This window comes from Nitrosomonas sp. sh817, assembly GCF_030908545.1.
GTDB lineage: Bacteria > Pseudomonadota > Gammaproteobacteria > Burkholderiales > Nitrosomonadaceae > Nitrosomonas.
In genome coordinates this window covers 2,023,715-2,048,249 of record NZ_CP133083.1, presented here as the reverse complement: position 1 = coordinate 2,048,249, position 24,535 = coordinate 2,023,715, and the positions used below count along the sequence as shown (strand labels likewise).

The window sequence follows — 24,535 nt, the reverse complement described above, 5'->3', positions numbered from 1 at the left end:
TGCTTGTTCATGACTCCTTGCACAGCTTTAATGCAGAAGTCGATAGTCAACGGTGTTAGACAATCGCCATAACAGCACTCGGAGCTTTGCCTAGTCAGGCACGGCGAACAGATAAACGAAATCGCGCTTCATTGGGATGTACGTGATATTACTGCTCAGACATGGCTTGAGCGCGTGAGCTTGCAAATGGAGGTGCAGATGCAATCCATCTACCAGGCGCATCAGCGCACGGAATAGCCCGTCACCTTGAGAATTTCCCATTTAAAGTCATGCACGTCGGCAACATCATCGGGCAACGCCATGGATAATGCGCCTTTAGACGAGGGCGGTAAATCAAGCGTGATGTGATGCACTTTCGGATCGTGCGGCATATTCGGGTGCATATGCATATGATGATGGTCGTGAACCGGCGTCATGCTGACAACCAATTGCGTGATATGGTAATTGTCGTTGCCGTTGTAAATTGTGCCGCTGAATATTCCCCAGCCGAATCCGGCGTCGATTTGCAGCTTGCGGACGGCGTCTTGCGGTAACTCTACTAAGTCGCCGGCGATTGTGTGGAGTGGCAAAATCAGCCATGCTAACAATGCTGGCAGACAAGCCAATTTAATAAATTTTGACGAAGCGGTCATTCGATATCCTTTAAAGTAGCCATTAAAATTTGAAATGATGCGGAATTATAAATCCTGTTGTCGTGCTACGGGGTGCGAAAAACATCATAATCGGTTACGCGTCATCTTCATCCGGGCTTTCATTGTCCGGGAGCCAGCGTGCGGTTGTCGGCGCTTGTAGCAAACACTCAATCTTTTGAATCAGGGATCTCATTATGTCAATGCAATCGATCAATCCGGCCACGGGCCAAATTATGCAATCGTTTTCTACATGGCAGGCTGACCAAATCAGTATCGCATTGGATCAAGTGGAGCCAGCGCAAGCAGGCTGGGCGGCGCTGGGTTATGAGCAGCGAGCTCAATTCTTTCGGCAATTGGCGCAAGTATTCCGGCAAAATAGCGAAAGCTATGCGCATCTGATCACCGAAGAAATGGGGAAATTGCTTAAGGAAGCGCGCGCCGAGATTGAGAAATGCGCGATTGGTTGCGAGCACTATGCAGATCATGCGGCATTGTACCTGCGCGATGAAGTCATCGCATCCGATGCCAGCCGCAGTGTCGTCGTTTATCAACCGCTGGGCATTGTTTTATGTATTATGCCGTGGAATTTCCCATTCTGGCAATTGATTCGCGCCGCTGCACCGGCGATGATGGCGGGTAACGCGGTGGTGTTGAAACACGCATCGAACGTGCCGCAATGCGCTCTTGCATTGGAAGTAGCATTTCAACAAGCGGGATTTCCGGCCAATACCTTCCGTACATTCATGATCAGCGCTGCACAAGCAGAGTCAATGATAGCCGATCGCCGTATTGCTGCGGTCACGTTGACGGGCAGTTGCGCGGCGGGACGCAAAGTCGCCGCGATGGCCGGGCAGCATTTGAAAAAGTGTGTGCTGGAATTGGGTGGATCGGATCCATTCATCGTGCTTGACGATGTCGATATCGAATCGACAGCACAACAAGCGCTGGTAGCCCGGCTGCAAAATATGGGGCAAAGCTGCATTGCCGCGAAGCGCTTTATCTTGCAGGAAACCATCGCAGATGTGTTTGTGGAGCAGCTGCAAACGCTCATCAGCCAGTTGCGCAGCGGCGATCCCAAGGATACCGGAACCACCATCGCGCCCATGGCGCGAATGGATTTGCGTTCGGAATTGCAGGCACAAGTGGAACGAAGCCAAGCATTGGGCGCGCAGCTGGTAACCGGCGGCTTCCCAATTGGCGAACAGGGTGCTTATTACGCACCGGCAATCCTGGATCACGTGCAACCGGGCATGCCGGCATTTGACGAAGAATTGTTCGGTCCTGTGGCTGCCATCGTGCGTGTCAAAAATGCCGAGGAAGCGGTTCAATTGGCGAATCGCACCCAGTTTGGCCTGGGCGGCAGCGTATGGACGCGCGATCCGGCCCGCGGCGAAGCGCTCGCGCGGCAAATTCATGCCGGTTGCACGTTTGTCAACGGCATTGTCAAAAGCGATCCGCGCTTGCCGTTTGGCGGGATTAAGGAATCCGGTTATGGCAGAGAATTGTCTTATCACGGCGCTCGCGAATTTGTGAATATCAAAACCGTTTGGGTTAGATAAGGGATTTGGGATTATTGGAGAAATTGCAAAAAAACAGAAGCTTTCAAGCTAAGATTCGCGGATTCAACTTCGAAGTGCAACACCTAGCGGTGGCTTGGTATAGCGCACCGTCTTTCCGAAGAACACCTCAAACGGGGTTCTGAATCCAAGCACCTTGCGCGGTCGATGGTTGAGTCTATCCACCGCCCATTGTACTTGTTCCTGGGTCACCTTAATCAATTCCATTCCCTTGGGGAAATACTGCCGCAGCAGACCATTGCTGTTCTCGTTCAAGCCGCGCTCCCATGAATGATAAGGATGAGCGAAGTAGATATCCACATTGAGTTTCGCAGCAATGGTTTCATGCTCCGCAAATTCTTTCCCGTTGTCGAATGTCATGGTGTGGCACTTGCGTTTATGGGGGCGCAGCAATCGCGTTACCGCCGCCGTTACGCCCGATGCATGTTTGCCGGGCACTTGGGCTGCCAGAATGTAGCGCGACTTCCTCTCGGCCAGCGTAACCAATGCGCCTTGATGGTTCTTGCCGATTACGGTGTCGCCCTCCCAGTCGCCTATGCGGTTCTTCTGATCCACGATCCCCGGACGCTCATCAATGCCGATCCGGTTCTTGATCGTGCCCCGGCGCTCTTGACCGCTCGCATAACGCTTCCTGCGGGGCTTCTGGCAACGCAAATGCCGCCACAGGTCGCCACCTCGACGCTTGTCTGCATATATGTGCAAGTAGATCGTCTCGTGACTGATCTGCAACACACTTTCCAAAGCAAGTCGACGGGCCGCTTGCTCCGGACTCATGTCCAGCCGAACCAATCGCTCAACTTCCGTCCAGTCCGACATTGATAAACGCTGGGCGTTGGCGCATTGTTTTCGGCGCTCGTTCCGTAATTCCTGCGCCTGCTTGGGATACCAGTCACGCCGACCCTTGTTCCGCCTGAATTCCCGCGAAATCGTCGACTTGCTCACGCCCACTGCATCCGCTATTCGCGATTGGTTCAAACCCGCCTTCTTCAAGCCGGAAATCTGGTATCGTTGCTCGCTGGTGAGCTGCTTGTAGTGCTTCATCTGTGCTCCTTCTACTTGGTCGTTTAAGAAGCTCCGATACTACCGCAGCTTGCTTCCTAAACTTCCTTACAAAAGTTGCACTTCAATTTTGAATCCACCATTTTTTACTGCATCTCATTTCCCATCAGGAATAGGGGATTGCGTCTTGATGATGAAACCAGGTTGCATAACAGTACCAGATGATCGACATCAATCGATAGAGGAAGTCATAAAATTCTCTGAAATCCCCTATTTAAGCTAGTATAACTTTTAAAAACTAAACAACCACCGGCTAAAGCCGGTGGGTTTGAGTTACGGACTGAAAGTCCGGATACGCGTCGACTAAACGACGCGTCTTATTCCGGCTCCATTTTAAAATTGTCGTTTGGATTTGGCTCAAAATGATGCTCCAAGTATTGTTTGATCATCTCTTCTGTCATCTGACCTACTGTCACGCAGAAATACCCTCGCGCCCAAAAATGCCTTCCCCAGTACCGCTTCTTCAAGTGAGGAAATTCTTCAAACAGATAGCTCGATGTTCGTCCTTTTAGCCGCCTCATGATCTCACTCGGAGCCATCTCCGGCGGACAACTCACCAGAATATGCACATGATCCTTACTTACTACACCCTGTACAATTCTCATTTCAAATGCTTCACACGTCTGACGAACCAACTCTCGTACTCGTTCTGCTACTTCTCCCTTCAGAATCTTATATCTATACTTCGTTACCCATACAAAATGATATTCAATCTGATAAACCGTATGACTTCCATATCTATAATCCATGCCACACCTCCTGTGTGGCATATTCTCGCAGCTAAAGCTGACCGGCTGAAGCCGGTGGTTTTAACCTTATGATGGACAATAAAGCGCCGTTGATATAAGGAAAGGGTCGCCGATGCTCGGCCAGGTTCTTAAGGCGTTTGGGGCCTACGTAATCGGGGTGTTTTGCGAGATAACCGTCATCTGGTTTATTTAAGGTATCAAACAAAGCGGTTAATTCACCATGTAAATCCGAACCGTCTTGTTTGGTATGATTGATCAGATAATTAAGGAACAGTCCTTTTTCACCGAATAACCCGGTATCGTCGGCAAACAAACAAAACAGCAAGCGTACCAAATAAGTTTCCAGGTCTTTGCCGGTATAGCCGGTAGTTTTGATTGCATCATGCAGGCCAGCCATTTTTTCGGCGGCGGCCTCATTGGCTTGCTGTTCTTGTTGTATAGCTCGTTCTTCGTAGCCTGCCAGGAATTTAATTTTGTCGATTTCTTGCGGTAAATCGCACAAATTAATCTCGATGCGTTCACCAATTTCACGTTGATGCACATGAATTCGCTGAAAGTCACTGACGATCACGGTTGATGGCAAATCTTTATCTTTTAGCTGGGCAATATATCGAGCAGCTTGCCCGTAAGCTTCATCCAGATTCTCACCGGCCGATTTCATTTCAAACAGCAGCATACCGGGAATAAAACCATCCACCCATGTAACGGTCTTGGTTTTATACTGCCATTCGATGCGCCTAGCGTTGATGCCGAATACTTCACAAAAATCTCTCATGAAATTCTGATCGTGTTGTTTCTCAGATTTTATGTTTTCATAGCTTTTCGCAAACTTGGCAGCGCGTTTTCTAATTGCATCAATAGTTAAGGTTATTGCCATATGGTGTTTTTGTGTTTATGCAGCAGTTAACGGTATTGTGATTGGTGCATTAACTTTAGTTGCATCTAAATAATTTGCCCAGTCTTGCATCATCTTTGCTCGTGGTTCCAAATATAGCGCATGATTATATGCCGCCGATACTGCATCGCGTTGAGTATGCGCAAGCTGCAATTCGATATGGTCATGATTGAATCCCTGTTCGTGAAGTATCGTTGAAGCTATCCCCCTGAAGCCGTGTCCGGTCATGCGGGAGTGGTAGCCCATTCGGTAGAGTGCATAAAGAATAGTGTTATTGCTCATTGATTTACCATCCCGGCGCTCGCTCGGAAATATCAATATATCATCGGCTGCCAGTTTGCGGATTTCTTCCAATACCGCTATTGCCTGTTGACTCAGTGGCACAATGTGCGGTGTCTTCATCTTCATGCGCTCCGCCGGTATGCGCCATTCACGCTTGATCAGGTCGATTTCATCCCATTGGGCGCCAATTAATTCACCAGTTCTAACGAATGTTAAAGCCATCAGTTGCATTGCCAGGCGGGTGAGGGGCTGCCCGTCATAACCATCGATCTTGCGCAATAACTCAGGCAATTCTTTTTCACTCAATCGTGCGCGATTGGTCTTGATTGCCGGTTTCAGCACATCAGCAGGCTTTATGTCAGCTGCCGGATTCCGTTCCGCCATGCCATGCGCCACGGCATAGCGCATAACTTGCCCGCATAGGGTCAAAACCCGCTTGGCTATATCCAGCGCACCGCGAGATTCCACCTTGCGTATCATCGCTATAAGCTGGGTTGCGGTGATTTCATTTACGGGCTTATGGCCAATGACAGGGAAAACATCCGCTTCCATGCGCCGGATCGTGTAGCCTGCATGGCGTTCGGTTTTGTCATGCTTCCAGTGATTCCACCAAAGACGGGCAATCGATTCAAAACTGTTAGCCGCGGCTATCGCTGCCTGCTGCTTCTCTTCCTTGCGGTTCTCTGACGGGTCTATACCGTTGCTCAGTATTTCCTTGAAGCGTGCCTGTTCATTGCGCGCTTCTTTCAATGTCACATCAGGATAGACACCCATTGAAAGCATTTTTGGCGTGCCATTAAAACGGTATCGATACCGCCACCATTTCGCACCCGAAGATTTCACTAATAAAGCCAGTCCATGACCGTCTGCTAGTGAATAATCTTTCTCTTTGGGCTTTGCTGCTTTGATGATTGAATCGGTCAGCTTCATGTGAATGCCTTTATCCTGTCGGATTGCTCAAAAATGTGAGTAACTTTTTTGCGTGTATTATAGTTACTCACAAAGTTACTCACAAATTTTGCTTGTTACTCACATTTCACATGATTGGCTACAGATAACAAAAAACCCGCCAAACTTATCATTCATGCGGGTTTCTTTGGTGTTGCTAGGTATCTATTGGTGCATCTGTGGCGGAGAGAGAGGGATTCGAACCCTCGATAAGCTTTTTGAGCCTATACTCCCTTAGCAGGGGAGCGCCTTCGACCACTCGGCCATCTCTCCGATTGATGATTCTTTTCGTTTCTTAATGCGCTGATTGGTGTTTATAGTGCTTGTTCAAGGTCGAATGCCTTATGCAGAACCCGCACAGCCAATTCCATATATTTTTCGTCTACGATAACTGATATTTTAATTTCGGAAGTTGCAATCATCTGGATGTTAATGCCTTCTTCCGCTAATACGCGGAACATTTTACTGGCAATTCCCGCATGCGAGCGCATACCAACGCCAACTACTGAAACCTTGGCAATTCTATCACCTCCGAGCACGTCACGGGCACCAATATGCGGTTGAATCTGCTCTTTCAGGATATTCATCGTGTTTTTAAACTCATTGCGGTGAACGGTGAAAGAGAAATCCGTCAGGCCATCGTGCCCGACATTCTGAATAATCATGTCGACATCAATATTGGCATCAGCGACAGGCCCAAGGATCTGATATGCAATGCCAGGATGGTCTGGCACGCCCAAAACTGTAATTTTTGCCTCATCACGATTGAATGCAATACCTGAAATAACCGCTTGCTCCATATTTTCATCTTCCTCAAATGTGATCAGCGTACCATGCCCGTCTTCTTCAAAACTGGATAAAACTCTGAGTTTGACTTTATATTTTCCGGCAAACTCGACTGATCTAAGCTGTAATACTTTCGAACCCAGGCTTGCCATTTCCAGCATCTCTTCGAAAGTAATGGTGTTTAATCTTCTGGCTTCGGCAACTACACGGGGATCGGTAGTATAAATTCCATCGACATCGGTATAAATCTGGCATTCATCGGCTTTAAGCGCAGCCGCAAGCGCAACGCCGGTCGTATCTGAACCACCGCGCCCTAAAGTAGTAATACTGCCTTTTTCATCGACGCCCTGGAATCCGGCAACAACTACGACATATCCGGCATCTAAATCCGCTCGAATTTTGTCTTCGTCTATGCTCAAAATGCGCGCTTTGGTGAATGTGCTATCGGTTAATATCCTGACTTGAGAGCCGGTGTAACTTTTGGCTTTTACATTCAGTTCCATGAGCGCCATTGCCAAGAGTGCAATTGAAACCTGCTCACCTGTCGAGATCATGACATCCAGCTCACGCGGGCTGGGATTTTCCTGTACTTCATGCGCTAAAGCAATTAACCGGTTGGTTTCACCGCTCATTGCCGATACGACAACAACGAGTCGATGTCCCTGTGAATGGAACTTCGCAACCCGACGAGCTACATTTTTTATTCTCTCGGTACTTCCGACCGAAGTGCCGCCATATTTTTGTACGTAAAAAGCCACGAAATTAAAAATCCATTAAGATTATTGAATGGAAAAAGCGCATAATTTTACACATTTCTCTTATAGAAAACCAGTTGTTGCTTCGCAGAGGGCCTACAGCAAAGCGCTAACGAGCGTGTATAAACTGTATGGATTAATTATTCTTGCAGATTATGGCGGAAAGAACCGGTATCCAAAATGGTAAAAATTGTTACGTAAAAGCGCAATGACTCGTTTATATTATATTCATGATCCGATGTGCAGTTGGTGCTATGCATTTAGTGAAGCATGGTCGTTGTTACAGAACAATCTATCAGGTGAAGTTAAGGTTGTTTATTTGCTGGGCGGTTTGGCTTCCGATACAACAGCACCGATGCCGCTCACAGTTCAGCAGAGTATTCAACAAGCATGGCAAAGAATCGAACAAACGATACCCGGCATCCGGTTTAACTGGGAATTCTGGTCGCGCAATAGGCCGATCCGCTCAACCTATCCGGCTTGCCGGGCAGTTATTGCGGCAAAAAGACAAAGCGCGGATGCGGATCTGAAAATGATCCGTGCGATTCAAGATGCTTATTACCAAAAGGCAAAAAATCCCGCATTACTGGAAATATTAGTGGAGTGCGCCGAAGTGATCGGTCTCGATGCCGACACTTTCAAAGTGGATTTGGTCAGCACGGATGTCGAGAACGAATTACAGCTGCAAATCCAGTTATCGCGAAGCATGGGCGTCGATTCGTATCCATCCTTACGATTGATGCGGAGTGAAGCGATATATCCGATCGCGATCGATTATCGAAATTTCCGAACCATGCTGGATGAGATTAATATCCACCTTTAACTTGCATTTCGGTCGTGCACTTTCCCTAATCAAAGAAAGTTTTTCTTAATCTATCCCAGAAACCGTTTGCTTCACTGGTATGTGATTTAGGATCCTTGCTCACTAGCAAATTTTCCATGGTTAATTGATAAATTCTTGATAATTTATCCAAATCATCGACATTAACATGTTCATTCAGTTTGTGAATCGTGGCATTGCAGGGGCCGAATTCGATGACTTGTTTACAAATGTCGGCAATGAACCGTCCGTCCGAGGTGCCGCCGGATGTAGAGAACTGTGGCTCGAGAGTGGTAACTGACGCGATGGCTGCATGCATTGCATTCGCAAGCTCGGCTTTCTCTGTCAAAAAAGGTTTTCCCGACAATTCCCATTGCAATTCATAATTTAAGCCATGCTTATCAAGAATTTGATGCACCTTGGTTTTTAATGATTCAACGGTGCTGGCGGTCGAGAATCGAAAATTAAATAACAAATTCAGTGTGCCGGGGATAACATTGGTAGCGCCGGTACCGGCGTGGATGTTGGAAATATGCCAGGTGGTCGGCGGAAAATATTCGTTGCCTTGATCCCATTCCGTCTGCGCTAATTCTGCAATCGCCGGGGCAACAAGATGAATGGGATTTTTTGCTAAATGCGGGTATGCGATATGACCTTGAATACCCATTACTGTCAGATTGCCGGACAAGGATCCGCGGCGGCCGTTTTTAATGGTATCGCCCAGTTTATCGGTGCAAGTCGGTTCACCCACGATACAATAATCAATCAATTCTTCGCGCGCCTTTAAGGTTTCAACGACCTTGACCGTACCATCGATTGCAACGCCTTCTTCATCCGAGGTGATTAATAGTGCAATCGATCCATCATGATTCGCATGCTGCTGTAAAAATGCTTCAATGGACGTTATAAATGCCGCCAGCGAAGATTTCATATCCGCCGCGCCGCGGCCATAAAGGCGATTGTCTCTAATTGCCGGCGTGAATGGATCGCTGTCCCATTCTTCCAACGGACCCGTTGGGACGACATCCGTGTGCCCGGCAAAACACAACACCGGTGAACTGTTGCCGCGCCGTGCCCATAAATTGTCAACTTGGCCAAAACGCATTGTTTCAATATGAAAACCAAGCTTTTCGAGCCGATTGATTAAGATATCCTGGCAACCGTCATCGGATGGTGTCAAAGATTTTCGTGCAATCAGTGCTTGGGCGAGGGCTAAAGTATCATTGGACATAGCAATTTTTAATATAAAGAGTTATTTGAGATTGTGCCGGAAATTGTTGCGGTTATACGAGAATGGCTGAATTTTATTGCAATCCGTCCGTAATAGGAAAACAAATAAAGCCGTCAGACTTTTCTGGCTTTGAAGGATTGGTATATTACGTTGATTTATAGAAAGGAAGATCAAAATGTCTTTAAAAAATTCAATTAAGGAATTCAAGATTCATTTAGGTGATAAAGAATCGTTACTCGATACCCAATATCAAAGAGTGGCTGGGATGATTGAATTGCATTGGGGGTATAAGGAATTCTATTCGTATATCAACAAGCTGCTCGTGGTCGAAAGAGATCATAGCAGACAGGGGTTTCCATTGGATGTGCTGCAAGAGATTTATACCTTGCAAGAAATTCATGAAAAAGCTTTTCCTCATTTGGAAAAATTATTACCGAATGATAGCTTGGAAATGGTTTCTTTTAGGTAGTGATATTGGAATTCAATGACAAGCTACTACTCAAGTCGATTGATTTTTTAAACGCCAGTGCGGTGGGTGGCGGCAGTTTGTGGTTCGATTTCCCGCCGCCAATCAACGAAACAAGTTTCTAAGCCACATTTCCAGTTTTCTGGTTGCAATCACGTCATCCCGGTTATATCTCAAAATTTCTGTTTTTAGCCGCTCCCGCTCAGTTTCATTTTTTTCTGCGCGGAAGCGGTGGAACTGCACCACCGACCATTGAGATCCTGACTCCTGATTCTGCCATTGGAAGTTAACCAATGCCGGATGCTTGCAAATATCTTTAAGTCCGTATCCTTGCAGTGGCAACACCAAACAATCCAGCACCGGATTCTGTATATCGAATAACGGGCTGTCCTGGCCGAGTAACCAGGCAACCGTGGCATGCGTTTCCATCGCATAGCGTTCGGCATATTTGCGGATCGTGGCTTTTTCATGATTAGAATAGTGCGTCAGTATCATGGATGGAAATTTGGACCGATACGCTTCAATCTTTTTCAGGAAACCCAGCCAGCCGTCAAAATCACGGGATTCATCATCCGTCCACACATAATCAAAACTCCCGGTATCGTAATCCGGCAGTAGAAACCCCCAAAGATACACATGACGTTCACGGTTGGGCGTTAACGGATTATCTTCGATGTCGAAATGAATCCAGGCGCCTTCAGGAAGCGCGGTTCGAGCAAGCTGAAACACTTCTCCGGTCAGATGGGATTTGGCCTGTAGGATAGCGCGATGTTTTCGTTTGTAACCCTTGAGATAAGGCGCGTCGGGAAGCAATTCGGCTGAGCTGGCCGCGAGCTGAGAAATGGTACTGATCCCTGATTCGGCCAAATGATCGGCTGCCTTGCCATGGATACCATACAATAATGAAATGTCTTCTGATGATTCAAATTCCGGGAGACAGTTGTCAATATACGGGCAGATGCGGCACTTGCTATGACTGTATCGAACCGATGGCGGCTGCGGCAAATCAAGGATTGCCCGCATGCTGGCAATGAATTCATCGACCACAGCGTCAACCTCATCGCCAAGCGTTGCGGTACGGCCGTCCCCCAGAAAAACCATCGCCGGCAACTTATTTGCTAATAACCGCCGGTAAATGCCGAGTTGAATTTGGATGGCTTTCTTGTTTTCGCTGGATGAAAGCTTGGCATCGGCAGGTTGATAATGACCGCTTTCATGCCGGATCAGAAAATCAGGATAACCGGCCAGGCCTAATTGTTCGTTTTTCAATTGTCCCTGGTAAATGACCGGCACGCCTTGCTGAATTAAAGTTTGGGTGTGTTCAAAGGAAGTCGCCGTAGTCACCGGGTATTGGCTTTCCAGTTTTGCGAGAATTGCAGCTTCGTGTTCGAGACCCAGGGTGCTGAGCATTCGATTGAAATCATCGGGTTCGTGTGCGGTTGGTTGATGTTGATCAAACCACACCCGCCTGGCGCAAGCTACCCATGCCGAAGCATCGCTTGGCCGGATCCAAGTGGATAATGTTTGCTTGCCTTTACTCGTCATTGAGAAACACTGAAGGTCATGCGGGCTATTGTTTTTCTTTCGCTGATTTCGGGTGACATTAAGCGCAGAATAGACGCCTGCCCGAAATTAATTAATCGGAAGGCGGAAATTTCGGCAGCTCATAAGCGGGCCATGCGGTACTGTCTTCGCCGGTAAGCAGTATATTTTTTTCCGGGGCGCCACGATCGAATCTGACCAATCCGAGGTTACATTGCGCGGTCACGCGGCATGCCCGGTTTTGCGCGATCAGCAACTCCATTCCGGAGCGCCAGTAAGACCAATTGATAAAACCGCGCCGGCTGAAAGGCTTGGTTTGCTTGTTGCCGATTTCCAGCAGCTTTTCGCCCTGGTCATGTAATTTGTTGCACAGCGCGGAACTGGTGAATTGATAGCAATCCAGACGTTTGCCAGACAGTTTGAACCAGCCGGTAGCCGCGAATGAATGATGCACATCGCCGGACAAAAATACACAGCGCCGGATGCTCATCGCATCGGTTAATGTGCTGAGAAAAGCGGCGTAACCATCTTTATTGGTGGCTTCAACGTCCAGTTTTTCGACAACCCATCCGGTAATAACACCTTCTTGCTTCAACAGTTTCTCAATAAAATAGATCGGCTGCCATCCTTCCAGCTTGCCGGCTAACCAAACCGCCAGTTGCTTTGCGGTTGCAACCGCAGTGAATCCCATGACCGGTATCGCCGTCATGATAATAGGACAAACATCCGTTGCGAGATCGAGATCGCTTTTAAGCTTGACCCACTCAACGCGTAACCAGTCTAACGCGTATCGATCCATCAACCGAGGCGGATGATGGTCATGATAACCATGATCCGGTTGCCGCTGGGTACGGCAATCAATGGCGATAACTGGTGGATTGGTCGGTATGGAAAAACCCCAGAGGCGATGTTTCCAGGTGAAAAGATCGAAACGGTCGGCGTCATCGGCCCGAATTTGTTCGTTGCTGAGATGCTTCGAAATGGAATAAATAAAATCCTTGTCGAAATTGTCCGGATCGTTGCCCCATCCCTGGAATAGCCAATACGCCGCCAGCGCATTGCTGACGATTCGCCGTCCCAATACAGAATTCCGTACTTTTTCGTGCCAAGCGCCCGTGATATTCCAATCATCGGTGACTTCATGATCGTCAAAGATCATGTAAGTTGAAACATTTGCCATTATTCGCCTGACTTTCTTCAGGTTTTCGTGAAACAGGCATAAGGACTTATGCTCATGCGTAAAAACATCGCGCGCTTTGTCTGCATTCTCAAGTCCCAAGGACTTAAGGTTCTCCCAGTCAAAAACTGGCTGCCAGTCATCATGATTGCCGAAAACATAGAGATACATCGCGGCAAATTCGCCGAAACTCAAGAGATGGTTATGGGATAGATCGGAAGTAAAGCCGGTGTTGTGTTCCTTCAGAATTGACTTGCGGTTTCCGATGGAGATTTTGGTTGGATCAAATGTGGCGCCGCCGGGCAAAGGCAACAGTTCCGGATGACCGGTTAACCGGATTGCTTCCTGGCGCAGCATGGCAAATAGTGAAATGCCTACGTCGTCGGCATAAATCTGATCGCCGCCCAGCAGCAAAATACCCGGACGTTGGCGCAAATCGCGATGATGCGCGTTCAATAAATCATCTGCGAAACCTAGTGCATCCGCGTGCTCCGCATCTCGGGGTTTACGGTAATGATGCGGTTTCCGGCAACTACCATAAAGCACTTGTGATAATTGATCGGGGATAAAAAAAGTGGGATATTCTTGATCGCCGTAAGTCAATCCCGATGCGCGAAGATCCCAGTTCTGCTCGGTATCGTTTTTCAATTCGACGATCCGGTAACTGAGTAAACGATCAACCGGGAAGCTATTTTCAGCCGGGCGTGCTTGCAGAAGGTAGATATGCAGATTCTTTCCGGCGGTTATGCGTTGCAATTTCAAGTCTGCGGGATTGCTTGAAGCAAGAACTTGCCGGTCTTCATTCAAAATTTCTAATTTAAGATTAACCGGATGGCTTGTCGCCAGCCACACGCACACGCGATTTTTAGTGACTCGGCGAACGATTGGACCTGCCAGCAACGTGGATGTCATCGGTATCTCCTTTATCTGGGTTATTGCTTGAACCGGCTCGACGCGTCTTATCGAATGCTATTCAACAAGCCGGAATGACATTAAGCCGGGACGCTTGCCGATTATATAGGGAAATGCTGATTAATTGACTGCATGAGCGAATCACTTCGTTACGCGGTACTCGCATCCTCGTCTATCTTATTGATATGTCTCGGTTGCTGCGTTCCGTGCGCCTCGCGCTTCATCTCATTCGTTGAATTAATCAGCATTTCCATAGAGAAACAGCGTTTTGAAGTGAAGAAGTGGCCGGGCGGCATCAGAGGAAGAATGGCGATGCGGGAGCGCCCGGAATTGTGCTATCAGCCGTAAATATTTTCTTTAAATTGCTGTTGAATCAATATGATTGATTCTTCATTTTTAATCAATGCATTAACGCAATCCGAATCAAGTTTTGTCCCGGCCATTTGCTTCAGCATGTCGAATGCTCGTTGATTACTCCAGGCTTCCTTGTAAGGGCGTTGCGAAGTGAGCGCGTCGAAAACATCGGCGACTGCGACGATCCGCGCTTCCAATGGAATTTCCCGCCCTTTTTTCCCGGTAGGATAGCCGCTGCCATTCATCGCTTCATGGTGAAATTCCGCGATATTTCTCAATATGTCGATGTGATCGATACTTTCGAAACCGAAGTTCATCACGATATCGTCAATCATCCGCCTGCCTTTTTGCGCATGCGTATTCATGATCGATCGTTCATTGGCATCGAGCTGGCCCGGTTTCAGCAAAATGCTGTCGGGTATCGAAATTTTCCCGATATCGTGCAACGGGGAGAACATGAAAATATGCTCGATGTAGGCATCGTCCAGATCATATTGCCCGGCAAGCTCGGCGGCTATCAGGCGGCTGTAACGCGACATCCGGTCCAGGTGGCTGCCGGTTTCCGGATCGCGGACATGGGTAATGCCGCTGGTGGTTTTTAACGCGGCGCCCATGACTTTAAGCGTGGTCAGTTCATTGATGATCATGAGCGCAATTAAATGCCCGTAAATATCGAGGATGCTCAAGACATTCTCGGTGAATACATCGCTTTCATGTGAATTAAAGAATAAGAAACCGACGAATTCCCCGGCATGAAAAATCGGCATCGTATAGCTGGCGGCATAGCCGGAGCGACCGATTCGCTGAGTATGCACATGCGCGCCATTCTCAAAAGTGACCAAATTATTGACAACGCGCGGCAGTCCCCGGGCCAGAATTTCTTTCAGCGAGGGTGCGTCATCGAGCGCCGCTTGATAATTCGCCAACGGTTTATCGTTGCCGCTGCTGTCGAGATAGGTTTTGAGAATGCGTGTTTCCGGATCGTACAACGCAATCGCGATACGGGAAATAAACGCAAACCGCTGCTGGATGGAACGATGCGCACTGATGATTTTATCTTTGACCGGCAACGCCTTATCAAGATCGGTGAGTAAATCGTGGTGATGAAACATAGCTGTAAATCCGGATAAAATTAGCTTAACGGTTCCAGCGGATTTGGATTTGAATTATTTTTTGATGCGCAGTAAATGCCGCATCGACTGAGAATGGAGTAATCCCTCATCTACTGGTATACTTCCGCAACTTTTTAGTTTTATGGCGGGCCACCCCGCATCGTGAGGTAGTGAACCTGGTCAGGTCCGGAAGGAAGCAGCCACAGCTATTTATCGCGAGTGCCGGGGATCTGGCTCGCCGCCCAACACCAGCCGGGATCGGCCTTTCCGGTATTTTTCTGATATTGAAGACTGTTTTCGCTTTCTCCATACGGTAACGTGTCGCAAACACAAGTCCTTGCGCGCAAGTGGCGCCCCAAAAAGTTTTCCGAATTGACAGGGCAGGAACATGTTGTCAGAGCCTTGACCAACGCGCTGGAGCAAAACCGCTTGCATCACGCGTATTTGTTCACCGGCACTCGCGGCGTCGGCAAAACCACCATCGCCCGCATTCTAGCCAAGTCGCTCAATTGTGAAACCGGCGTCACCGCGTCACCGTGCGGCGTCTGTCCGGCTTGCCTTCAAATCGACAGCGGCAGTTTCATCGACTTGATCGAATTGGACGCGGCCTCCAATACGCAAGTCGATAACATGCGCGAATTGCTGGAAAATGCTTTGTACGCGCCGACCGGCGGGCGTTACAAGATCTACATCATCGACGAAGTGCACATGCTGTCGAAGTCGGCGTTCAATGCCATGCTGAAAACCCTGGAAGAACCCCCGGCGCATGTCAAATTTGTGCTGGCCACGACCGATCCGCAGAAAATTCCGGTAACGGTGCTGTCCCGCTGCTTGCAATTCAACCTGAAGCAAATTCCGCAAGCGCAAATAGCCGGGCATCTCAAAAACATCCTGCAGCAGGAAAACGTTCCGGCGGATGACGTTTCGTTGCAATTAATCGCCCGCGCCGCGCAAGGCAGCATGCGCGATGCCCTCAGTTTGCTGGATCAGGCGATTGCTTTCGGCGAAGGAGCAATTGCCGAAACCGGCGTGCGCGACATGCTCGGCATCATCGATCAGGGTTACTTGTTCGACCTGCTGGAAGCGTTGGCGCAAAAGAATGGCGTGCAACTATTGACGCTGGCGGATGAAATGGAAGCGCAATGCCTGTCGTTCGATCTGGCATTGCAGGATCTGGCCGCGTTGTTGCATCGCATCGCGCTGGCGCAGACCGTGCCGCAAGCGATCGGCGAGGATACGCCGGATTATGCGCGCATTTTCGAACTGGCGCGGCTACTGCCGCCGGACGACATTCAATTGTTTTACCAAATCGCGTTGCACGGCCGCAGCGATTTGAGCCTGGCGCCCGACGAATACGCCGGTTTCACCATGACGCTGCTGCGCATGCTGACGTTCATGCCAGATGACATGACAACTGACCGGCCAGCGCAACCCGCTAAGCAACCGGCAGCAACAATCGCGCAGCCGCAAAAGCCCCCATCGCCGGTTAAACCCGCGCCGGTAGCGGCGGCGCCGGTTGAGAATACCCGAAATGCCGATGCATCCAATCTCGGCTGGCCGCAACTGAGCCAGCAACTGAAACTGACCGGCATGGCGAAAATGCTGGCGCAGCATAGCGAAGCCAAGGTGTTGTCGGCGGACAGTGTTGAACTGTATGTGCCGGAAGTGCATAAGCACCTGTTGGATAAGAAGTATCAGGATAAAATCCAGGCGGCATTGGATACTTATTTTGGCAAACCTGTTAGACTGAGTTTCACCGTCGGCGCGTTGTCCGGGCTAACCCCCGCCGCGTTGCAGCAACGCGAAGAACAGCAAAAACAAGCCGATGCCATCGCCGCGATCGAGCAAGATCCGGTGGTGCAAGAATTGATCGAACAATTCGACGCGAAATTAATCGTTTCCACCATAAAACCAATCGAACAATAAAGGAGAAATCAGCAATGAGAGGAAATCTGGGTAACATGATGAAGCAGGCTCAGATGATGCAGGAAAACATGCGCAAAATGCAGGAAAATCTTGCCAGCATCGAAGTCGAAGGCCAATCCGGCGCGGGCATGGTGAAAGTCACCATGACCTGCCGCCATGACGTCAAACGCGTCGACATCGACAATAGCCTGATCGGCGACGACAAGGAAATGCTCGAAGACCTGGTCGCTGCGGCTTTCAACGACGCCGTGCGCAAGGTCGAAGCCACCACGCAGGAAAAAATGTCGGCATTGACCAGCGGCATGGGGCTGCCGCCGGGATTTAAATTGCCTTTCTAAGGTTGATGATAATAATACCCACAGAATGGCGATGGGCTTGGTAAGCTTGTTGTACGAGAAGGGCACTGCTATGGTTCAAAAGGAGATTTGCTTTGTTTCAATCAATAACTAGGTTATGAATGATGGATGAAAATAAACAAAGTTATGACTGGAATAAGTACACGATGCCACAGTAAGTCATGCAAATGGCAGGAAATGAGCAACGAAAAAAGACAGAAAGGTATTATGATGAAGAACCAAAAGAACGTATTGATTCAAACCATCCGGTGGACCATTTGTTTCTTTATTATCTGAGCTTTCTCGCGTTCATCAGCTCGATTTATAAAATTTTTGATCTAGGCATAACACAGAAAGACATCCACAGAGTCAGGCAAGTATATGGAAGCTATGGTATCGACAAATATTTCATCAGTGATCCTAATGGTTCTGGAAAAAATGATTTAGAAACATTTGTCAGCTGTGATAGCTTTTCTATGAAATGAACTGATTTTAATCGGGAAAATACTGTGCTGGTACTGCTTTCATCGGCAGAATCTGTAACCGCTCTGCTATTAGAAAGGGATCGACCATGAATAAACTGACAATCGCAACCATGGCGTTGATTATCCTGGCAATTGGTTACATTGCCGCTGGGCCGTACCTCGCACTTTCCGGCACTAAGGTGGCGCTGGAAAATAACGATTCGGTTAAGCTGCAAACACACATTGACTTCCAAGTGCTCAAGCAGAACCTGAAAGATCAAATAAATGCTTCTGCTTTTCAGTCTTCTATGGGAGATGCAAACAGTCCGTTTTCAGCACTGGCTGCTGGTATCGTCACCACCATAACAGACAAGGCCATCGATGCAATGGTTACACCGAGTGGGATTATGGCTGCTTTGAGTAATAAAGGTTTTGAAGGTAGTGTGTTCGACAAGAAACATAAGCTTTTCAAGGATGCTACGATCAGTTTTGATTCACACGATATGGCATCGATCTGGGTACCAGTTGAAAATTCTGAAAATGCACGTTTCGTCTTAAAGCGCGAAGGCATCGACTGGAAGTTGATCAATATCATCGTACCAAATCTGCATCAAATTTTTCACTAATAACATTTAAGAAGTCAATCCTGAAGATGATTGTAATGGTCAGTAAATAGCTCACTAGAATTCCTGGAGCCATTCAACATAGCGCTTGATATCGAGTTGGGAACGGACTGAAGGAATTGAATTAAGTGACGAATGCGATGCAGAGGTTAAATTCGGTATTAGTTTACCGCTAGAGTTGAATTGTTTCTTTTTTATTTAAATCAAAGAATTAATATAGAGTAATTTTTTTACCCTATTCGGGTCATTCGTTTACCTGGCTGTTGGGTAGAATCGGAAGATTGGCGTCTTTTTAAGCATCTTCTAGGTTAAGAGCAGAATTACTCATGAATGACAGACAACTTGAAATCATCCGGACGGTGGTGGCAATGTTCGATGCGGCGCCCGGCGCGCGGTATTTAAGGGAATTCGAAGCATTCGCTAATAACGCCGGGACTGTAAAAGCGCTTGCCGCTGCGCTTGCGCAAACCGGAGTTTTTCAAAACTCATTTTATTCCGATACGTTATCCAACAACACATTCGCCCGGCAGTTTGTGGAAAATATCGCCGGTTCGCTGGTGGCCAGGGAGCATAAATCCTGGGCAATCGCAGAAATCGAGAAGTTGCTGAATGCCGGTGAATCACGCGGCGGCGTGATGCATTGGGCGGCTGCGGCGCTGGCGGCGGTTGATCCGGACAATGCTGCATGGGGAGCGGCTGCCCGGCAATTGAATAACAAAATCGAGGTGGCGGCTCACTACTCCGTCGATCTCAAGGGAGCGGCGGTCAGCCTGACGGTTTTGCAAGCGATTCTCGCGCAGGTGACTGACGACCCGTCAACGGTTGGTTCGGCTAAAGCGCTTGTTGAGTCGGGCATTGCCGGAAAAGCCGTCGATGGCTATATCAAGGATGCCGTGGTATTTGCGGATCTGGACGGCAATGGCAGCATCAGCCCCGGAGAGCTTTCCGCTACGACCGATGCATCGGGCGGTTTTACGTTGCCGGGAGTCAACGCGTTTGGTCAATTGATCGTGTCGGGCGGGATCGATATTGCGACCGGGAAAGCGTTTGAAGGGCGCATGCTGGCGCCGCCCGGCGCTACCGTCATCAATCCGCTGACGACGCTGCTCGTCAAGCTGGAACAGGCTGATGCCAAGGTTGCCGGGGATGCGGCGGCCAAACTTACGGCAGCGCTGGGATTGCCGTTCGCTTTTCCATTCCTGCATTACGACCCCATCTACGAAGCCAACCGCACCGATACCCCAGCCGCTGAAACCGCGGAAGCGGTGGCGATTCAGGCAATGATTGCCAAGATCCAAATTGCAGTCAGTCAAACAGCCGCTTTTCTAAGCGGCACCGGCGTGCCGGCGGACGAAGCGGCGCTAATCGATTTGGCCTATGAGGCATTGGCCGCGAACATCGCCAGCGCCGCCAAGCCGGTCGATTTAACCGCCAGCGGTTTCATTGCGCAAGTGATTCAAGATACCACGGTGCTGGCAGGCGCTGACAATGCGATGCTGTTTAAAGTCGGCGCGATGCTGGATGAGGTCGCGGTCGCGATTGCGTACCTGAACCGTGCAGTCGATAACGAGGTGGCCGACAGTGACACGATAGCGCACAGTCTGGCGAGCATTGCAGCGATACAGATCGTGTCCGAAAATATCGAAAATTTGTTACAAACGGGCGCGGCGCAAGAGAGTATTCGCAGTGCGACAGCCTTGGCCGAAGGCACGGCGCTGACCAGTGCGATTGAGGCGGCAGGTGCATTGGTTGGCGATGTTACCGGCGACGGCAAAGCTGATCCGCTGCCGTCCTCGTCGATCCCTTCGAGTGGCGGTTCGGCGCCCTCTGCGCCATCCACTACTTCCTCGGGATACTTGGCAACCGATGCAACGGCGTTCAGCGGGACTGCGGCGGACGATACCTTATCGATTTCAACGTCGGCGGCGTGGACACCGCTAGTAATGACGGCAGTGCTATTGGACGGCGGGGGCGGCAGTAATACCTTGAGCGTCCAGGACGGATCGAGCATTGCTGCTGCATTGGTCGTCAATTTTTCCAACTTGAGTTTCGATGCAACCGGCGTGGCCGGTACGCATGATGTCACCCTGTCGGCGTCGCAAAACCAGATGTTTACCGGAACCATCACTGCAACCGGCAGCGGCGTCAACAGCGAAAGAATCATCATCACCGGCGACGGCGCGGTAACCACGTTATCCGGTGTGGAGCAATACAGCATCGGCGATGACTCCACCAATGCGCGAACAATCACCGTTAGCCAGGCGGGGACCAGCGTTACGGCTGATTCATCGAACGATGCCGTGACCTTCAACGCCGGCGCGTTAGCAATTACAGGCACGCTGACCGGCGATTCAACCGTTGACGACGTGTTGAGTTTGAGTAACGGCGCGGACATCAGCGGCGCCACGATTACTCAAATCGAAGCACTGACGTTGGCATCCGGTGCTACAGTGACGATGAAAGCCAGTCAGAATCAGGCGTTCACCGGTGCTGTCACGGCGCCGGGCAGCGGTGCGAGTGGAGAAAAAATCATCGTCACCGGCGACGGCGCGGTAACGGCGTTATCCAGTATTGAAACCTACGAGCTGGGCGACGACAGCACCAATGCGCGATCCGTAACCACCGGGTCGGCTGCGGTGAATCTGATTGCCAATCAAGCCAGCGACACGGTGACTGTCAATGCGGCATCGCTGGCGCAGAATACGGCATTAACCATCGCTGATACCAGCGCTTCGGCGTTGACAGTCAGCAGCCTGGTGGGCGATCTGATTGCGACCAAATTGACCGGCGCGTTGACCGTAACCACTGCAAACGCCGCCGATAACGGCATCAGTATCACCACCGGTTCGGCGGCGGCTTCGATCAATGTTGCTGCCGGCGCGGCATCCGATACGGTCAGCATCGATGCGGCTGCTTTGGCTAACAATACCAGCCTGACTGTTACTTCCGGCGGTGCGGCTGCGGGTACCGTGAATGTTACCGGTCTGAGCGGCAATCTGACGGTATCGAATCCCACCAGCGGTATGATTGGCGTGGCTGTTACCGATAACACGGTGGATAACGGCATTGCGATTACTGCGGCGGCGGCCAACCTTGCGATTACCGGCGTCGCCGACGGCGATACCGTGACAGTGACGGGGTTTACCGGTTCGACCTTGACCGGCGCGATCGGCGGCACCACCGGAAAATTTAACATTACCGCCGGTACCGGCACCAGCAGCATTTCTACCGGCACAGGTGATGACACCTTTACGTTTGCCGCCGGAACCGGGCTCACCAGCGCGGATACTGTCGATGGCGGTACCGGCACCGACACGGTGGCGCTGACCAGCAATACCGCAGTGGCCGCGACCAACTTCAACAACGTCAAGAATATCGAGGTCATCACGGTTGCCAATACCAATACGGCCGTGGCGATTACCACGCAGGACACGCTGGTCGCGGCTGGTGCGACTTTAACCCTGTCGAATGCGGCTAATTCCGGCATTCTGACTTTCAACGGCAGCGCCGAAACCAACGGTCAGTTCAAGATCACCGGCGGCACCGGTGTCGATAACATTACCGGCGGCGCCGGTGATGATATCTTCACATTTGTTGCCGGAACCGGTCTAACCACGGATACGGTCAGCGGCGGCACGGGAACCGACACGGTGACGCTGACCGGCACCACCGCGGTGACGGCTACGCATTTCAACAATGTCAGCAATATCGAAGCGATTACGCTGCCGGATATGGTGAATACTTCGGTGGCTATTACCACCGTCAACGCACTGGTTGCTTCCGGCGCCACATTGACGTTATCGAATACGGCCAATGCAGGTGTCTTGACGTTTAACGGCGCCGCCGAAACCGACGGGCATTTTAAAATAACCGGCGGCTCCGGCAATGATACGATTACCGGCGGTTCCGGCAATGACACCCTTACCGGCGGCAGCGGTGGCGATAGCATTACCGCCGGTACCGGCAGCGATACGCTTTCCGGGGAATTGGGTAACGATACGTTCACGCTGGCGGCGGTCAGCGGATTGACGCAAGCGGATGTCATCGACGGCGGGGCGGGCAGTGACACGGTGGCGTTGACCGGCAACACGGCATTTACCGCCAGCAATGATTTTGACAATGTCAGCAACATCGAAACCATCACGCTGGCGAATACCAATACCGCCGTTTCAATAACGACCAAAGATACCCTGGTGGCTGCCGGGGCAACATTGACGCTTTCCACTTCCACTACGGGCGGTCTGACATTTAACGGTGCGGCGGAAACCGGCGGCGCTTTTAGCATCACCAGTAGCGGCGCATCCAATGACACGATTACGGGTGGCAGTGACGCCGACAGCATCACTTGCGGTACCGGCACGGATTCCATTGCGGGTGGCGGCGGTGACGATACCATCACATTTGCTGCAGGTACCGGTTTAACCACCGCGGATACCGTGGATGGCGGCAGTGGTGTGGATACCGTCGCATTGACCGGAACCACTGCGGTTGCGGCGACCAATTTTGATAATGTCAGTAATATCGAGGTGATCACCGTGGCAAACACCACGACGGCAGTGGCGATTACCACGAAAGATGCACTGGTTGCGGCAGGAGCTACGCTAACGTTGCAAGCGACTACCTTGACCAGCGGAGTGCTGACGTTTGACGGCAGTGCAGAAACCAACGGCACATTCATCATTACCGGTGGGGGTGCTGGAGATACCATCAAGGGCGGATCGGGTAACGATACGCTCGACGGTGGTGCGGGCAGTAACAATATTACGCCGGGTTTGGGTAATGATACGGTTACCAGCGGCTCCGGCAACGATATTTTTTCGTTCGCGGCGGTTGCCGGTTTAACCAGCGCTGACAGCGTCGATGGCGGTTCTGGCACGGATACCGTGGCACTGACTGGTAATATGGCATTCACTGCTGTCAATGATTTTGATGCCGTCAAAAATATCGAAGCCATTACGTTATCGAATACCAATACCGATGTATCCATTACCACTAAAGATACATTGGTTTCCGCAAGTGCTGCCTTAACCTTAACGAATGCAGCGAATTCCGGGGTTTTGACTTTCAACGGCAGCGCGGAAACCGACGGTACGTTCACCGTTAGCGGCGGTACCGGGAATGATGTCATTACCGGCGGTTCCGGTAATGACACGCTGAGCGGCGGAACCGGCAACGATACCCTGGTGGGCGGGAGCGGTAATGATACGATCACCAGCGGCGCCGGCAGTGACAGTATTACCGGGAATGGCGGCGCTGACAGCATAACGCTGGGCAGCAGCGCCAATGATAATACCCGGCAGACAATTATTTACAGCGCGGCAGCGGATGGCGCGGCCTCCGGTGCAAGCAGCGGCGCCGATTCGGTTATCCAATTCGATGCGAATGCCAACGATGCTACCGACGATTGGATTCAGATTATTTCTACATTAAAGGCGCTGCTCGATGACGATAGTGATAATAGTCTCGATTATTCAGCGGCGGATGGTGCCGATGGCGGCAACCAAGCCATCGTGGGAGGCGCCGATCAGGAAGCGACCGTGCTGGCGGATGCCGAAATTGAAATTGCGTTATCGGCATTCACCACACCCGGGCTGGCTAATGTCATCGCGGAGCTAAATGAAGAAATCGATTTCAGCGGTATTGCAACCGGAGGGGGACATCTGTTCATTCTCAATTTCTCCACAACACAATCGGCGGTGGTGTTGTATACCGCGGCTACCGGCGGGGATGATACCGTTGATGCTGCGGACCTGCAGGTCATGGGGATTGTTACACATAATGATGGTACCGGCCTGGCAGCTGGCAATCTGACATTTTAATCAATCGGCGCTTGTACGATTTATGGCGATGGCAGCAACAGTTAGCCTGCGTAATAGTTTAGAATTAGGCA

General features: G+C 50.1%; 19 protein-coding genes, 1 tRNA gene and 1 other RNA gene. 10 read left to right on the top strand and 11 right to left on the bottom strand.

The features are described from left to right. Positions 1 to 221 precede the first annotated feature (221 nt). On the bottom strand, positions 222 to 632 hold the full coding sequence (locus RBH92_RS09600; protein WP_307931854.1) for a hypothetical protein: 411 nt from the start codon (positions 630 to 632) through the stop codon (positions 222 to 224). Between the two features lie 194 nt (positions 633 to 826). On the opposite strand from RBH92_RS09600, the gene RBH92_RS09595 reads away from it, so the two are divergent. Further along, positions 827 to 2,191 (top strand): NAD-dependent succinate-semialdehyde dehydrogenase, encoded by a 1,365-nt coding sequence (locus RBH92_RS09595; RefSeq protein WP_307931853.1) that lies wholly within the window; start codon positions 827 to 829, stop codon positions 2,189 to 2,191. A 63-nt stretch (positions 2,192 to 2,254) separates the two neighbouring features. Here RBH92_RS09595 and RBH92_RS09590 read toward each other — a convergent pair whose 3' ends face one another. The 6 genes from RBH92_RS09590 to RBH92_RS09565 all read right to left on the bottom strand — a co-directional run bounded on the left by RBH92_RS09590 (position 2,255) and on the right by RBH92_RS09565 (position 7,686). After that, positions 2,255 to 3,250: an IS30 family transposase gene (locus RBH92_RS09590; RefSeq protein ID WP_307931565.1), complete on the bottom strand. Its 996-nt coding sequence runs from the start codon at positions 3,248 to 3,250 to the stop codon at positions 2,255 to 2,257. A gap of 335 nt (positions 3,251 to 3,585) precedes the next feature. Next, positions 3,586 to 4,017, bottom strand: coding sequence for an IS200/IS605 family transposase (gene tnpA, locus RBH92_RS09585; RefSeq protein ID WP_307931618.1), 432 nt, complete (start codon positions 4,015 to 4,017; stop codon positions 3,586 to 3,588). A 31-nt stretch (positions 4,018 to 4,048) separates the two neighbouring features. Continuing rightward, positions 4,049 to 4,894: a type IIL restriction-modification enzyme MmeI gene (locus RBH92_RS09580; protein WP_307931852.1), complete on the bottom strand. Its 846-nt coding sequence runs from the start codon at positions 4,892 to 4,894 to the stop codon at positions 4,049 to 4,051. A 15-nt stretch (positions 4,895 to 4,909) separates the two neighbouring features. Further along, on the bottom strand, positions 4,910 to 6,124 hold the full coding sequence (locus RBH92_RS09575; protein WP_307931851.1) for a tyrosine-type recombinase/integrase: 1,215 nt from the start codon (positions 6,122 to 6,124) through the stop codon (positions 4,910 to 4,912). A gap of 198 nt (positions 6,125 to 6,322) precedes the next feature. Further along, positions 6,323 to 6,415, bottom strand: a tRNA-Ser gene (locus RBH92_RS09570). Between the two features lie 41 nt (positions 6,416 to 6,456). Continuing rightward, positions 6,457 to 7,686, bottom strand: coding sequence for an aspartate kinase (locus RBH92_RS09565; RefSeq protein ID WP_307931850.1), 1,230 nt, complete (start codon positions 7,684 to 7,686; stop codon positions 6,457 to 6,459). Between the two features lie 205 nt (positions 7,687 to 7,891). Here RBH92_RS09565 and RBH92_RS09560 point away from each other — a divergent pair, with 205 nt between their 5' ends. Further along, positions 7,892 to 8,506, top strand: coding sequence for a DsbA family protein (locus tag RBH92_RS09560; RefSeq protein WP_307931849.1), 615 nt, complete (start codon positions 7,892 to 7,894; stop codon positions 8,504 to 8,506). Positions 8,507 to 8,531: 25 nt separating this feature from the next. Here the strand turns inward: RBH92_RS09560 and dapE are convergent, their stop codons facing one another. Further along, positions 8,532 to 9,734, bottom strand: coding sequence for a succinyl-diaminopimelate desuccinylase (gene dapE / locus RBH92_RS09555; RefSeq protein WP_307931848.1), 1,203 nt, complete (start codon positions 9,732 to 9,734; stop codon positions 8,532 to 8,534). A 175-nt stretch (positions 9,735 to 9,909) separates the two neighbouring features. Between dapE and RBH92_RS09550 the strand changes: the two genes are divergently transcribed. Then, positions 9,910 to 10,203, top strand: a complete 294-nt coding sequence (locus RBH92_RS09550; protein WP_307931847.1) for a hypothetical protein — start codon at positions 9,910 to 9,912, stop codon at positions 10,201 to 10,203. 102 nt (positions 10,204 to 10,305) lie between these two features. On the opposite strand, the gene RBH92_RS09545 is transcribed toward RBH92_RS09550, so the two are convergent. Continuing rightward, positions 10,306 to 11,745 (bottom strand): TM0106 family RecB-like putative nuclease, encoded by a 1,440-nt coding sequence (locus RBH92_RS09545; protein WP_307931846.1) that lies wholly within the window; start codon positions 11,743 to 11,745, stop codon positions 10,306 to 10,308. Between the two features lie 91 nt (positions 11,746 to 11,836). After that, the gene (locus tag RBH92_RS09540; RefSeq protein WP_307931845.1) at positions 11,837 to 13,831 is read right to left on the bottom strand and encodes a metallophosphoesterase family protein; all 1,995 of its coding nucleotides are present in this window, start codon (positions 13,829 to 13,831) and stop codon (positions 11,837 to 11,839) included. A 132-nt stretch (positions 13,832 to 13,963) separates the two neighbouring features. On the opposite strand from RBH92_RS09540, the gene RBH92_RS09535 reads away from it, so the two are divergent. Then, positions 13,964 to 14,179, top strand: a complete 216-nt coding sequence (locus RBH92_RS09535) for a hypothetical protein (protein WP_307931844.1) — start codon at positions 13,964 to 13,966, stop codon at positions 14,177 to 14,179. On the opposite strand, the gene RBH92_RS09530 is transcribed toward RBH92_RS09535, so the two are convergent. Continuing rightward, a complete protein-coding gene (locus RBH92_RS09530; RefSeq protein ID WP_307931843.1) occupies positions 14,170 to 15,297 on the bottom strand; it encodes an HD domain-containing phosphohydrolase in 1,128 nt (375 codons plus the stop codon). The genes RBH92_RS09535 and RBH92_RS09530 overlap by 10 nt on opposite strands. 144 nt (positions 15,298 to 15,441) lie before the next feature. Here RBH92_RS09530 and ffs point away from each other — a divergent pair. The 6 genes from ffs to RBH92_RS09500 all read left to right on the top strand — a co-directional run bounded on the left by ffs (position 15,442) and on the right by RBH92_RS09500 (position 24,464). Next, positions 15,442 to 15,540: signal recognition particle sRNA small type (ffs, locus tag RBH92_RS09525), an RNA gene on the top strand. 75 nt (positions 15,541 to 15,615) lie between these two features. After that, positions 15,616 to 17,223, top strand: a complete 1,608-nt coding sequence (gene dnaX / locus RBH92_RS09520; RefSeq protein WP_307931842.1) for a DNA polymerase III subunit gamma/tau — start codon at positions 15,616 to 15,618, stop codon at positions 17,221 to 17,223. Positions 17,224 to 17,237: 14 nt separating this feature from the next. Continuing rightward, complete coding sequence (locus RBH92_RS09515; protein WP_307931841.1) at positions 17,238 to 17,561, top strand: YbaB/EbfC family nucleoid-associated protein; 324 nt, start codon at positions 17,238 to 17,240, stop codon at positions 17,559 to 17,561. A gap of 185 nt (positions 17,562 to 17,746) precedes the next feature. Continuing rightward, positions 17,747 to 18,043, top strand: a complete 297-nt coding sequence (locus RBH92_RS09510; protein WP_307931840.1) for a hypothetical protein — start codon at positions 17,747 to 17,749, stop codon at positions 18,041 to 18,043. Between the two features lie 86 nt (positions 18,044 to 18,129). Next, a complete protein-coding gene (locus RBH92_RS09505) occupies positions 18,130 to 18,648 on the top strand; it encodes a DUF2939 domain-containing protein (protein ID WP_307931839.1) in 519 nt (172 codons plus the stop codon). Positions 18,649 to 18,971: 323 nt separating this feature from the next. Beyond that, complete coding sequence (locus RBH92_RS09500; protein ID WP_307931838.1) at positions 18,972 to 24,464, top strand: beta strand repeat-containing protein; 5,493 nt, start codon at positions 18,972 to 18,974, stop codon at positions 24,462 to 24,464. Positions 24,465 to 24,535: the final 71 nt, after the last annotated feature.

Excerpts from the sequence above, each read along its gene's own strand:
- RBH92_RS09600 (WP_307931854.1), bottom strand. The coding sequence starts at position 632 with ATGACCGCTTCGTCAAAATTTATTAAATTGGCTTGTCTGCCAGCATTG.
- RBH92_RS09595 (WP_307931853.1), top strand. The coding sequence starts at position 827 with ATGTCAATGCAATCGATCAATCCGGCCACGGGCCAAATTATGCAATCG.
- RBH92_RS09590 (WP_307931565.1), bottom strand. The coding sequence starts at position 3,250 with ATGAAGCACTACAAGCAGCTCACCAGCGAGCAACGATACCAGATTTCC.
- tnpA (WP_307931618.1), bottom strand. The coding sequence starts at position 4,017 with ATGGATTATAGATATGGAAGTCATACGGTTTATCAGATTGAATATCAT.
- RBH92_RS09580 (WP_307931852.1), bottom strand. The coding sequence starts at position 4,894 with ATGGCAATAACCTTAACTATTGATGCAATTAGAAAACGCGCTGCCAAG.
- RBH92_RS09575 (WP_307931851.1), bottom strand. The coding sequence starts at position 6,124 with ATGAAGCTGACCGATTCAATCATCAAAGCAGCAAAGCCCAAAGAGAAA.
- RBH92_RS09560 (WP_307931849.1), top strand. The coding sequence starts at position 7,892 with ATGACTCGTTTATATTATATTCATGATCCGATGTGCAGTTGGTGCTAT.
- dapE (WP_307931848.1), bottom strand. The coding sequence starts at position 9,734 with ATGTCCAATGATACTTTAGCCCTCGCCCAAGCACTGATTGCACGAAAA.
- RBH92_RS09550 (WP_307931847.1), top strand. The coding sequence starts at position 9,910 with ATGTCTTTAAAAAATTCAATTAAGGAATTCAAGATTCATTTAGGTGAT.
- RBH92_RS09545 (WP_307931846.1), bottom strand. The coding sequence starts at position 11,745 with ATGACGAGTAAAGGCAAGCAAACATTATCCACTTGGATCCGGCCAAGC.
- RBH92_RS09540 (WP_307931845.1), bottom strand. The coding sequence starts at position 13,831 with ATGACATCCACGTTGCTGGCAGGTCCAATCGTTCGCCGAGTCACTAAA.
- RBH92_RS09535 (WP_307931844.1), top strand. The coding sequence starts at position 13,964 with ATGAGCGAATCACTTCGTTACGCGGTACTCGCATCCTCGTCTATCTTA.
- RBH92_RS09530 (WP_307931843.1), bottom strand. The coding sequence starts at position 15,297 with ATGTTTCATCACCACGATTTACTCACCGATCTTGATAAGGCGTTGCCG.
- RBH92_RS09515 (WP_307931841.1), top strand. The coding sequence starts at position 17,238 with ATGAGAGGAAATCTGGGTAACATGATGAAGCAGGCTCAGATGATGCAG.
- RBH92_RS09510 (WP_307931840.1), top strand. The coding sequence starts at position 17,747 with ATGGCAGGAAATGAGCAACGAAAAAAGACAGAAAGGTATTATGATGAA.
- RBH92_RS09505 (WP_307931839.1), top strand. The coding sequence starts at position 18,130 with ATGAATAAACTGACAATCGCAACCATGGCGTTGATTATCCTGGCAATT.
- RBH92_RS09500 (WP_307931838.1), top strand. The coding sequence starts at position 18,972 with ATGAATGACAGACAACTTGAAATCATCCGGACGGTGGTGGCAATGTTC.